The 10,740-nt window shown below is 55.5% G+C and carries 11 protein-coding genes; 1 reads left to right on the top strand and 10 read right to left on the bottom strand.

What is annotated here, in order from left to right; all coding sequences use genetic code 11:
* Positions 1-4: 4 nt before the first annotated feature.
* The 9 genes from G6R38_RS05060 to G6R38_RS05020 form a co-directional block, all read right to left on the bottom strand.
* Complete coding sequence (locus G6R38_RS05060; protein WP_166820566.1) at positions 5-772, bottom strand: SDR family NAD(P)-dependent oxidoreductase; 768 nt, start codon at positions 770-772, stop codon at positions 5-7.
* A 45-nt stretch (positions 773-817) separates the two neighbouring features.
* A complete protein-coding gene (locus G6R38_RS05055) occupies positions 818-1,354 on the bottom strand; it encodes a hypothetical protein (protein ID WP_166820564.1) in 537 nt (178 codons plus the stop codon).
* Complete coding sequence (locus G6R38_RS05050; RefSeq protein ID WP_166820562.1) at positions 1,351-2,199, bottom strand: hypothetical protein; 849 nt, start codon at positions 2,197-2,199, stop codon at positions 1,351-1,353. The genes G6R38_RS05055 and G6R38_RS05050 overlap by 4 nt, the downstream gene beginning before the upstream one ends.
* 5 nt (positions 2,200-2,204) lie before the next feature.
* Positions 2,205-2,897 (bottom strand): MotA/TolQ/ExbB proton channel family protein, encoded by a 693-nt coding sequence (locus tag G6R38_RS05045; RefSeq protein WP_240928070.1) that lies wholly within the window; start codon positions 2,895-2,897, stop codon positions 2,205-2,207.
* Positions 2,898-3,012: 115 nt separating this feature from the next.
* Positions 3,013-3,360 (bottom strand): hypothetical protein, encoded by a 348-nt coding sequence (locus G6R38_RS05040; protein WP_166820560.1) that lies wholly within the window; start codon positions 3,358-3,360, stop codon positions 3,013-3,015.
* Between the two features lie 141 nt (positions 3,361-3,501).
* Positions 3,502-4,962 (bottom strand): hypothetical protein, encoded by a 1,461-nt coding sequence (locus G6R38_RS05035; protein WP_166820558.1) that lies wholly within the window; start codon positions 4,960-4,962, stop codon positions 3,502-3,504.
* Positions 4,963-4,968: 6 nt separating this feature from the next.
* Entirely contained in the window at positions 4,969-6,129 is a 1,161-nt protein-coding gene (locus tag G6R38_RS05030) for a trans-sulfuration enzyme family protein (RefSeq protein WP_206028460.1), read from the bottom strand.
* 135 nt (positions 6,130-6,264) lie between these two features.
* Positions 6,265-7,512 carry an aminotransferase class I/II-fold pyridoxal phosphate-dependent enzyme gene (locus G6R38_RS05025; RefSeq protein ID WP_166820556.1) on the bottom strand — a complete coding sequence of 416 codons (1,248 nt, stop codon included), beginning with the start codon at positions 7,510-7,512 and terminating at the stop codon, positions 6,265-6,267.
* Positions 7,513-7,708: 196 nt separating this feature from the next.
* Entirely contained in the window at positions 7,709-8,881 is a 1,173-nt protein-coding gene (locus tag G6R38_RS05020) for a peptidylprolyl isomerase (protein ID WP_166820554.1), read from the bottom strand.
* 425 nt (positions 8,882-9,306) lie between these two features.
* Between G6R38_RS05020 and G6R38_RS05015 the strand changes: the two genes are divergently transcribed.
* Positions 9,307-9,564, top strand: a complete 258-nt coding sequence (locus G6R38_RS05015) for a hypothetical protein (protein WP_166819648.1) — start codon at positions 9,307-9,309, stop codon at positions 9,562-9,564.
* Positions 9,565-9,767: 203 nt separating this feature from the next.
* On the opposite strand, the gene G6R38_RS05010 is transcribed toward G6R38_RS05015, so the two are convergent.
* Positions 9,768-10,466, bottom strand: a complete 699-nt coding sequence (locus G6R38_RS05010) for an OmpA/MotB family protein (RefSeq protein WP_166820552.1) — start codon at positions 10,464-10,466, stop codon at positions 9,768-9,770.
* Between the last annotated feature and the right edge of the window lie 274 nt (positions 10,467-10,740).

Raw genomic sequence — 10,740 nt, 5'->3', positions numbered from 1 at the left:
TGGCTCAATAATCCAAGCTGGCTCCGCCATCGGCCCAGATGCCTTGGCCGGTGATGAATGAGGATGCGTCGCTGGCAAGGAACAACGCGACTTCGCCGATTTCTTCCGACGTGCCCATACGACCCAACACTTGCAACCCCGCGACGCGGTCCAAAGCGGACTTCGGGTCGGGTAGCGTAGCTGCCCACTCTCGCATCAATGGTGTATCAATGTTGCTCGGCAGAATTGCATTCACGCGGATGCCTTCGGGCCCCAGTTCCTTAGCCAGTGCTTTCGTCAAACTGAGTTGAGCGCCTTTCGTCGAGGCGTATGCGCTGGATTGATCTTGCCCCAGAACGGCTGTCATGGAGGACATGATCACAACCGTGCCCTTCGTCTTTCGCAAGTGCGGCAACGCAAATTGCACCCCTGCGAATGTGCTCACAAAGTTGATCTGCATCACTTGCGCGAGGTCGTCCAGGCTTGTGTCTTCAATGCGTGTCGCAGGCGGATGCACACCAGCGTTATTGACGAGGCAATCCAATCGTCCGAACCGCGTTGCCGCCGCGTCGATCGCCGCTTTCAGTTGCGTCGGTTGACTGACGTCACATGCAAAGACCGCAATTCGACTTTCGATCTCGGAATTGATATCCGATGCCAATTCCTCGGCAGCGGATTGGTCTCGATCGAGAATCGCGACCGACCAACCAGCTTTCGCAAAGACCCGGACGCATCCAGACCCGATTCCCTTGGCACCACCCGTAATGATAACCGAGCGCGTTTCCGACGACATCTTCCTCATCTCCAACCTGAACCATAGCGAAACTAGCCAGTGTCTCTACGGTAGCATCATGTCTCGCTCTTCGATCTCGGTCGCTTCGATCCCCGCATCCCGGAGGGCTTCCCGCAACTTGAGCTCCGCTTCGGGAAGCGAATTGCCCCGACGCGCGATCCGAATTTTGACGCCCGAGTCGCCATCGGCGTTCTGAACAGCTGACAGAACGCGTTCCAGCGAGATTGCAGTGTAATTGTCGGTGTCGGTCCAACTCGCTTCCGGAGATTTCAAGATCCGATACTGGCTGCCATCGATTAGAACATTGACGACTGTCCCAATCTCCAATTCGGTTTCATCGGGCGTGGTTGGTGTTTCGGAGTCAATGGTTCCTTGCACGCCCGACAAATTGGGCGGACTGTCGCCGTCACCATCTCCACTGCCACCGCCCACGCCGAAACCTAGTCCACCCAAATAACTGCCGAGCACCAGGAGTGCCGCAACGACAAGCCCGCCGCCCACGGCTTTCCCGCTGGCTCCGCCGAGCCGATGGCTTGATGGTGTGTGAATCGTCGTGGGGTTCATATTTCGTTTGGTATTCATTCTTTGACCTCCAAGCCCATGACTGCGGGCACGAATTGGATTCCTTCACGGTTGCTGTGCATCAATCGCAATGCCAATTCTAACCCATCGAGTGCAGGTTGGCGCCAGTGAGATTCCGCACTGGACCAGGAAAGCAGAATGATCACGATGTCCTTCGGTTGCGGCAGACGCTTGTAAATGTCGAAGAGTTCATCCGCAAACTCTTCGACAGCTTCACCTTGGAACTCGGCGTATTTGTCGGCTCGCTGACTTTTCGGGAGCTTTTGCAACTCTTGGAGTTCTTGCCCGCGGGTTTGACGAAACCGGAATTTATGCTGCTCCCCGCCCGCCGACAGATGGGCAACTCCCTGCGCATCAATCGAAAGCTCCCAGACATCCACTCGCTTTCGCATTGCTTGATGAGCCAACAGATGCTTGATCGCCGGGTTCCGTTTCTCGGACGACAACTCGGCAGCGAGTTTCCGCAGTTGCTCCCGTTCTTCGGGCGAACGCGGTTGCTGCTTGATGACCTTTTCAATGGTTTCCTTGGGAATGTTGAACAAGGCCGCCATCAGCGTGGCGATCTGTTTGCGATTTTCCAGGGCAAGCTTGAGTTCTTCCGAAAGATCTTGCAAGCGTTGGTCGAAACCCGCGCGGAATTGATCTTGGTCTAGCACCATGGCTTCGAGTTGGTCGGCGAGCAACCGGGCTTCCTCGCGAGCTTCGGCGATTTCAATTCGGGCTTTGCGGTTGATTTCCTCTTCCGTCTTGGTGGTGGTTTCACGCACCTCCATGTACTGAGCGAAAATCACGATAAGCAGCAAGTCGAGGAGCGGAGTGAGCTGAAACGTCAATCGGCGATTCATCAGTCTCATTCCGAGCCTCCCGGAATTTCCAACGGACGAGAGGACAATGCCAGTTCGCGTTTCACACGGGCCGTGGTTTCGCGGACGTGTGTGCGATTTTCACTCAGGCGACTGAAGGTCGTTTCCACCAGACCGTTGATGAACATCAACGCGATGGCCGCGATTAGACCAGCAAAGGTTGACCAAATTGCATCACCGAACCGGCCGACAATGGCATCCACTCCGGTGGTCGGTCCCCCTCCCTGCAACGCGGCCCCGATCGCTAAAATGGTGCCCAAAACCCCCGCCAGCGGGTAGGCTTCGATCATTGTCCGAGACAAGTTGTAGCAGGTCTCGAAGAACAGCGAATTGAGATACTTCCGGCGACCATCCAGGATATTGATTCGGTGGAGCAACGCCTCACGATCGGCACGTCGCGACGGGTTGTCGACGACTTCGTTGACGTCCGCGAGGAACGCTTCAATTTGATCGGACAGATGCCCGGTTGAAGACAGCACACTGCGATGTCGCAAATCCTGGGTGAATTCCGCCAACGACGAGGCAATGTTCTTGAGGTCGCGGCGTGACCAAACCCAAAGCACGAAAAAGAAAAACACATGAATCGCGAACGCGCCGGCGATCACGAATGTCGACAACCCCGACAGGCTATCGAGCAACTCTTGAACTCCCATAAACAACGACTCCCGGCGACACGACATATAAAGTCAAAAAGCGGCGCTGGGATCGATGTTAACTACTGGCAACGAGTTGCAACAGTCTAGAGGTCACGCGGAGGAGGTGACGTGTTCGAATGAAAGCCGAAGGTTCAACGGCTCATTCGAAAATGCGGGACCGACGCGAATGACGAACCGGTGTTCGTGCGGCCTGAATGTGAGGTGTTGGTAAGTCGTGAGACTTGATGTATGGCGGTTGGCTTTGGATGTGGCGTTCGAGCCGTTGCATGGCTTCGGTCAACGCTTGACGAGTCTCTTTGACTTTCCGCAGATGACGGGTCGTGGAAAGAACCGCACGCATCGCCAATCCGCCGGTGACGATCGCCAAAGCACTCATTTGAGTCATTGGCCCGCCGATGTTGGCCACAGCGAGCCCCATCAGGATTCCGCAAAGCAGGCCCACATCTGGCAGGAGCCCTGCGGTTAGAGTTGTCTCGTTTTTCGTCATTGTCAATCTCCCAAAAACTCTGTTAACCAATCAATAGGTCACAGGCCGGGAGTTGCAGAATGTTTCATTTTGGCAACACGCAAATCTTTGAGATTTCCTATGCCATCACCGTTCGAATCGGGACTGCGGATTGCAACGGTTCTACGACTGCGACGGTTTGGTGATCACCAGCAGAATCTGGCTGAGCAGAAAGAGAAAGAGCGGCAAAAAGACGAGAATCCGTGTCACTTTCAGAATGGTTGCGAGTGTCGGACCGGCGATCGGTAGCACTTCAATTTGCGTCGTCGGGTTTTCGATGTTGGCGTTGTCGAGTTTTTCCGACACACGTTCCTTGCGAGCGGAATCGAGTGTCGCCACTTCCGTGGCTTCGATCACGATGGGAAAACTGCGGGATTCGATGAGTGAATCAAGTTGTTCCTGTCCGACCCGCGTGAGACTCGGTTGTTCCGCCTGGAATCGGTCTTGGTAGAGAATCGCATTCCGGACTTCGGCCCGTTTTTCGATGCCGGTTCGATTGTCGAACACCGCTGCCACACCGAGATACGCCAGCACCCCGAAGAACGTCAGCGTCAACACACCGCAGCCGATCGCCGTCATCTGCGATTTGAACTGACTGCGTTCGCTGGTGTCCTCAAAGTGCAGTTCAATCGTCCGCCCCTTGCGAATGCTCTTGCGGACGGCGTGAAGTTGTTCGTAAGCGCGAACAAGGTTGGTCCAGTTGAATGCTTGGATGGCGGTGCCAGCCGAGGTGCGACGGGGTTGATTGGGATGCTCAATCGCTTTGAGCAGAGACTGACCCGCTGGACGTTGCGCGTAGGACTCCGAGGCGTTTTCCAAAACGAGTTCGTCGAGGGTTTCGCCACTGGAGTAACGCTGTTCATCTTCATTAAGAACGAACGTGAGATCCCGACGGTCATGGTCGGCAGTCTCACAGGTCCAAACCGCATCGGGCAAACCGCTACCATTGAGAGTGACTGTTGCGGTCGACAGTGAATCTTCGGTGGAACCGGTGAGGATCGCCGTGATGCGATGATAAGTCTTCGATAGCCCACCGAGAATGCAAAGGTCGCTGAGCAAACTCGACTCGAGATCGCTCCGCGTCATCCGGTTTGCGTTGCCGGTGTTGATACGCCGGCGGAGCCGGATTTCCCGAATCTTCGGAACATCGTCGACGTTCGCATCGGGGTTGCGGGCGTCTTCAATTTGCCCGTGAATCGCAATTGTGGCGGGGTGAATTGCCAACGGAACGGCCGGTAAAATCGTTGCGCCATGTTCGTCACGAATCAACGCAAGTTCGTACGCCAACCCTTCGCCGTAGGCCACGCAGGGAAAGACCATCATCGAGATGCCCTCCCCCGCCAAACGACGGGCCGCTTCCAGCACGCTCGCGGCACTACCGCCAACGAGGACTGTGTCGAGTTCTTTTAGGACGAGTAGTTCCGACCAATCATCGACGATCTTGACCTGCGGCACGAGTTGAAGCAGATCCGTGGTGATATCGCCTGACAGCGTCGCATGGGTGAGTTCGTGCCGCTCCGAATCCCCGATGGCTTGCACCAACGGGAGCATGGCGGGATCGTCACCGACTAACGCAAACCTCATAGCGGATCAGGATTCGAGTGCGGATTTCATGTCGGCGATCAGGTCGTCGGGGTGTTCGATGCCGACGGACACACGGATAGTTTTCTCGCTAATCCCGGCTTCCTTGCGAGCGGCGGCGGTCATCGAGGCGTGACTCATCAGTTCCGGATACTCGACGAGACTTTCCACACCCCCCAACGACTCGGCCAATTGGAAGAGTTTCGTGTTTGACAACACCTTCTGAGCGTATTCCCCGTCGCCGGCGACGTCGAAACTCATCATAGCACCGAAGCCGTCTTGTTGGCGTTTGGCGAGTTCGTGACCGGGGTGCGATTCCAAGCCGGGATAGTAGACTTTCTCGACTTTCGGATGATCCGCCAAGAATCGTGCAAGGGCCATGGCCGATTCTTGATGAGCCTTCATCCGCGGTGCGAGTGTTTTGACTCCCCGCAGAACCAACCATGCATCGAATGGTGAATTCCCCAGTCCAAGTGCGTTGACAATGTACGCGATTTTCTCGCCGTGCTCTTCCGTCTTGGAAACGACGCAGCCGCCGACGACATCGGAGTGCCCGTTGAGGTATTTTGTGGTCGAGTGGATCACGATATCCACACCGTGTTCGAATGGGCGTTGCAACGCGGGGGACAGGAAGGTGTTGTCTGCGATCGTGATAACGCCGAGATCCTTCGCGATATCGGTGACAGCTTTGATGTCGACGATGTTGAGCAACGGATTCGATGGGGTTTCGATCCAAATGCATTTGGTTTCGGGTGTGGCCGCCGCACGGATATTGGCCGGATCTCCCATATTCACGAAGGAAAATTTCAGCCCCATTTTCGTGAATACGTCGGCGAACAGGCGATAGGTACCGCCGTAAATGTCGTGACCGGCGATGATGTGATCACCGGGTTCGAACAGGTGCATTGTGGTGGTGATGGCGGACATCCCGGTGCAAGTCGCGCGGCAACTCACACCGCCTTCAAGCGACGCAATGTTCTCTTCCAGAGCCGCCCGAGTTGGGTTGCCACTGCGGGTGTAGTCGTAACCGGCGTTGGTTTGGCAGTCGTCCCAACGGAATGTCGATGTGGGATAAATCGGCGTCGTGGCACTTTTGTAGCTGGGGTCTTTATCGACCCCGATGTGAACGCTTCGAGTTTGAAAGTGCAGCGGTTGATCGGACGGACTCATAATTTTGGCAATCAGTTGATCAATTCGAGAGAATCAAATTTTGTGTGCAAAAGTGTATTGCTTGGCCTCGTCGATGACAACGATGGACACGTCATTGGCGAGGTCGAGCAGCGAACGGAATCCCAGGTGGTGCGATTAGGTTGTCGCCGTTTCCACTGGCGGTGTGGAATCCGAAAGACAACGGCCGATGTTGCGGACTGCCTGACGCAGGCGTTGGGTGTTTTCGACGATAGCGAGCCGCAAATGGCCTTCGCCTTCCTCACCGAAGCCACGTCCGGGGCTGACCGCGACACCGGCTTCGTCCAGAAGTTTCATCGCGAAGTCGATCGACCCCATTTTGCTCCACGGTTCAGGGATTTTTGCCCAAACGAACATCCCGGCCCGAGGTTTCTCCATCTCCCAACCAATGCGTTCGAGTCCTTCGCAAAGGGCGTCGCGACGCTTCTCGTACTCGGCGGCGACGGCTTCGACGGCCGCCTCCGCGTGTCGCATGGCGACGATGGCGGCAATTTGAACCGCTTGGAAGATGCCGTAGTCGTAGTAACCTTTAATCGTGGCGAGTGCCCGGACCATCTCGGCATTCCCCGTGCAGAAACCGATCCGCCAACCAGCCATCGAGTAACCTTTGCTCATCGTCGTGAATTCGACGCCGACGTCTTTCGCGCCGGGTGTGCTGAGGAAACTCGGGGCTTGATAACCTTCAAAACAAATATCCGCATACGCAAAGTCGCTGATCACAAGGAAGTTGTACTTTTTCGCCAGCTTGACCAGATCGACGTAAAAATCCTGCTCGATGCACGTTCCCGATGGGTTGTGCGGGAAGTTGACGATGACAACTTTCGGGGCGGGGTAAAGATGCTCGCAGGTGTAGGCAATGCGTTCCAGAAATTTGTTGGGATCGCGGACGTCGATTGCGATGACGTTTCCGGCCGCCAGTACGACTGCATAAACGTGAATGGGAAATGACGGAGCCGGCACAATGGCGGTGTCGCCGGGGCCCATCAATGCCAAACACAGGTGGCTAAACCCTTCCTTGGAACCAAGACACGCGAGCACTTCGCTGTCTGGATCGAGTTGCACGCCGTACTTCTTGTAATACCGTTTGGCGACTTCCTTCCGCAGATTGTGAATCCCGTTGGAAACCGAATACCGGTGGTTTTTCGGATCGGAGATCGCTTCGGTGAGTTTTTGGCTGATGATCGGATCAGGCGGATCGGTGGGGTTGCCCATGCCGAGATCGATCACGTCGATCCCCGCCGATCGCTTCTCATACTTCAGCTTGTTGATCTTGCCGAACAGGTACGGCGGCAAGCGTTTGACCCGCTCCGCGACGGGAATGCTGAAAGTGTCATCTTCAAATGGAAGTTCGGATTCACTACGCATGATGGTTCAAAACTGGATTGCAGGAAGGCGGATCGCTGGGGAAATTGTAATCGTTGTGTGTGCGCAGAGGAACGGCGTGCCGATCCGAAAAGACCGACACGCCGAGATTTTTCAGGTTCACCAAAAAACGAACCACCAGAAAAACCGGTGGTTCGTGATTCACTTCATCACTCCAGACCTGACCACGTCACGAAGTTTAGCGACGAGCCGGTGGAGTTTGGCCGGTGGCTTGTCGGACGTTGGCGGTGCCGGCGGGTTCTTGTTGACCCGACACTTGTTGCACGTGACCGCCGGTGGTCATGTCTTTGAGGTAGTCGTCGACGCGGATTTCTTTCTTGAGTTGCTCAAAGACTTTCGCGACGGCCACTTGAGTTTTCTCTTCGATCAGCGAGTTGTAAAGCTCTTGTTGAACTTCCGGGGTCATCTCTTTAACGACCGGGTCCGTGAAGCCTTCACACTTGAGGATCACAAATCGGCCAGGAGCGGCTTGGATGACGGGAGAGACCTCGCCCGCTTTCATCGAGAACGCTCGTTTCACGATTTCCGAGTTGCCAGCGTGCTTGCGAATCGGTGGAACGGTGCCGCCCAGTGCACGGCTGTTCGGTTCGATGGAGTGCTCTTGAGCCAAACGCTCGAAGTCTTCCGGTTTCTTTTTGGCTTCCGCCCAGACGCTTTCCGCGTGACGGAAGTTGTCCAGCATGATCATCTTCGCTTGCACACGTGGACCGTAGGCACTTTCGAAGGCTTTGGCCAAGTCTTCTTTGGTGACGTCGACAGTGTTCCCCGCGAGGGCTTTCAACGCGAGCATTGGCCAAATGACATCGGTGCGGTACTGGAGCGGAGTCAAACCCCGTTCCGAATGCAGCATGGCGTACCAGTTGTCTGGTGTGAGGTTGAATTTCTTGGCGATTTTCAGCACTTCGGCGTCGACTTGTTGAGCCGAAATCTCAATGCCGCGTTCTTCGCAGGCTTGCTGAATGATCAGCCGATTCTTCATGGTTTCCAAGACTTCATCGCCGTAGCGAATGAAGCACTCGTTGGCGACGGTGTCGTAGTTGATCACTTTTTTGCCAACGCGAGCCAACGGACGTTGTCGCAATTTGGCGATTTGATTGGCTTTTTGTTGCCGAGCGGCCGCATCTTCGGCGGTTTCGGCGACAGCTTCGTTTTGCCGCAACAGTTGGAAACCGATGGCGAACAACGCGACGGCCGTCACGGTTCCACCGACAATCCAAACAAGTTTGTTGCGTCGTGCGGCTGCACGAGACTTCGCGGGCTGCATTGGGGTCGGCTCGGTCGGATTCGGGGCACCTTCGGTTGGGAAGGATTGAGCCGCCGGCTCCGGAGTGGAGTGATTCCGTTCACTCATGGTCTGGGTCTCCGTTGGGTCTAAGCGAGGAGTCAAGAAGGTTTTGCGACGGATGATCCGGAAACGCTCCGGGGGTTAGACTCTCAAAGCGGCGGAAATCTAGTCCTTTGCAATTTTTTCGTCAAGTCGGATTTTCATTTTGCCGATAGGACCCTCTTCTTCAGGGTTTTTGGGGGTTTTCGCGTTTGCAATCTTGTTTTGTAACGACGAGTCCGGTCGGGAAATCGTTGCGATTCAGGGTTGATGGACCGATCTTGCTTGCCGCGATGGGTGATTCACGAGAGTTCGCCACGCCGAACCATCTTCCCGCCGGATTGACGCCATTTCGCGTCGGATTCCGACGATGATTCTGTGTACCGAATCCCCGCCGTTACTTTCGGAATCGACGTTTGCGGGGTGATGCAAACGGAAGGATACGACACATCATGCAGCATTCGGACGAAATCGAAAACGACGTTGTGCAGGAACTTCGGCTCCGATCGTGGGCGCGGAGTCACTATGTACCGCCGGAAAATCGCGGCGACGACTTGCACCCGATTGTTCTCGATGAGATGCAGCGCCGCGACGCCGAAATTCTCTCTGGGACTTCATCTCCCGCCCGCGAATGGTCTCAACGACTGTCGATCGGCACTGGAAACACCGATGGCGCTCAGACCACAGCCGTTCACGAGACGCTGGCCTGAAATCGCAGGAAAATCAATGGAAACCGTCCTGACTCCCTGACCGTGCCTTGGGGTCGCGAAGCGGCGGTCCGGTGGAACTCACCTTCCAACCGGACCGCCGCTTTCGTTTTTTGACGGATGGCGATACGGTTCGTCGGAAAGTGTCCCCCGCCCTATGACGGGTGCAGATCGTGGCGGCATGCCGGTGATAGCCTGTCGGCAGACTACTCCGGCAATTCACTCGGGCCGATGAATTCGCTGGCGAATGCGTCGAGAATCATCACTTCGACACGATCCGGGTGCGGGGTGAGTTGGTCGCTAATTGTCGTTTCCGGTTCCGCACTTCCAACCGCCGTGATCCGAATCCGGACCGGCGAGATTCCCAAGGCGATCAACTCGGCCCGAACGGCTTTGGACCGCTGGTAACAAAGCATAATGCCCGTGTTTTCGGTGTCGTGAGCGACGTGGCCGCGAAGATCGATTTTGTTCGGTTTTCCCGCTAATTGCCGGGCGGCTTCCACGAGTTGGTCCAGAGCAGCTTCCGAGAGTGTAAATTCGCCGGTCTCGAACAGGATCGGATTGCCGACGCGTCTGGGTTTCCCCTCGCGAGTGCGGAGAATTTGCAACGATTCCCCCGGCATACTGGCTTGGCGAATGCCTCCCGTTCCCGGACCTGATGTGAACGAGCCGAGCGTATCTAGCCGTTCAACCACCGAATTCAAAGCGAAATTCTTGCCCTCTGGCGATGGCGGTGCGGCTTCATAGCCGGAATATTGCATGATCGCTTCGAGAATCGCCTGATATTTTTTGTCGGCGACCACTTCGCTCAAGGAAACCAGCATGATGAAGAACGTGAGCAACAGCGACATCATATCGCCATAAGTCACGACCCACTCTGGAACTCCGGGGGCTTCGTCATCCATTCGGAACTCGAACTGTTCGCCGTGAAAAAAGTTTGAAGGGAACCTCCCCTTTTCCTTTTTCGGTTGTTCTGACTCGGGAACTGTTTCGATTCCCGGCCGGCAACGAGAATGCGGAAAAACCCTGTTAAATCGGAGATTCTTTGCCGTGGCTTGTCATCTGGGATGGTCTGTTACTGGTAATTCGTTCAATGAAATACTGATCTTGGCAAGACTGAAAGAATTTCCATAATACCTCGCGCCCTAAGGAACCCACTTTGCGGCGGGGTGCTTAGTT

Origin of the sequence: Thalassoroseus pseudoceratinae (assembly GCF_011634775.1) — a bacterium.
Classification (GTDB): Bacteria; Planctomycetota; Planctomycetia; order Planctomycetales; family Planctomycetaceae; genus Thalassoroseus; species Thalassoroseus pseudoceratinae.
Note: the sequence above shows the minus strand (reverse complement) of the source record. Positions and strands in the feature narration are given on the sequence as shown.

Excerpts from the sequence above, each read along its gene's own strand:
- G6R38_RS05025 (WP_166820556.1), bottom strand. The coding sequence starts at position 7,512 with ATGCGTAGTGAATCCGAACTTCCATTTGAAGATGACACTTTCAGCATT.
- G6R38_RS05020 (WP_166820554.1), bottom strand. The coding sequence starts at position 8,881 with ATGAGTGAACGGAATCACTCCACTCCGGAGCCGGCGGCTCAATCCTTC.
- G6R38_RS05050 (WP_166820562.1), bottom strand. The coding sequence starts at position 2,199 with ATGAATCGCCGATTGACGTTTCAGCTCACTCCGCTCCTCGACTTGCTG.
- G6R38_RS05015 (WP_166819648.1), top strand. The coding sequence starts at position 9,307 with ATGCAGCATTCGGACGAAATCGAAAACGACGTTGTGCAGGAACTTCGG.
- G6R38_RS05035 (WP_166820558.1), bottom strand. The coding sequence starts at position 4,962 with ATGAGGTTTGCGTTAGTCGGTGACGATCCCGCCATGCTCCCGTTGGTG.
- G6R38_RS05040 (WP_166820560.1), bottom strand. The coding sequence starts at position 3,360 with ATGACGAAAAACGAGACAACTCTAACCGCAGGGCTCCTGCCAGATGTG.
- G6R38_RS05030 (WP_206028460.1), bottom strand. The coding sequence starts at position 6,129 with ATGAGTCCGTCCGATCAACCGCTGCACTTTCAAACTCGAAGCGTTCAC.
- G6R38_RS05045 (WP_240928070.1), bottom strand. The coding sequence starts at position 2,897 with ATGTCGTGTCGCCGGGAGTCGTTGTTTATGGGAGTTCAAGAGTTGCTC.
- G6R38_RS05060 (WP_166820566.1), bottom strand. The coding sequence starts at position 772 with ATGTCGTCGGAAACGCGCTCGGTTATCATTACGGGTGGTGCCAAGGGA.
- G6R38_RS05055 (WP_166820564.1), bottom strand. The coding sequence starts at position 1,354 with ATGAATACCAAACGAAATATGAACCCCACGACGATTCACACACCATCA.
- G6R38_RS05010 (WP_166820552.1), bottom strand. The coding sequence starts at position 10,466 with ATGGATGACGAAGCCCCCGGAGTTCCAGAGTGGGTCGTGACTTATGGC.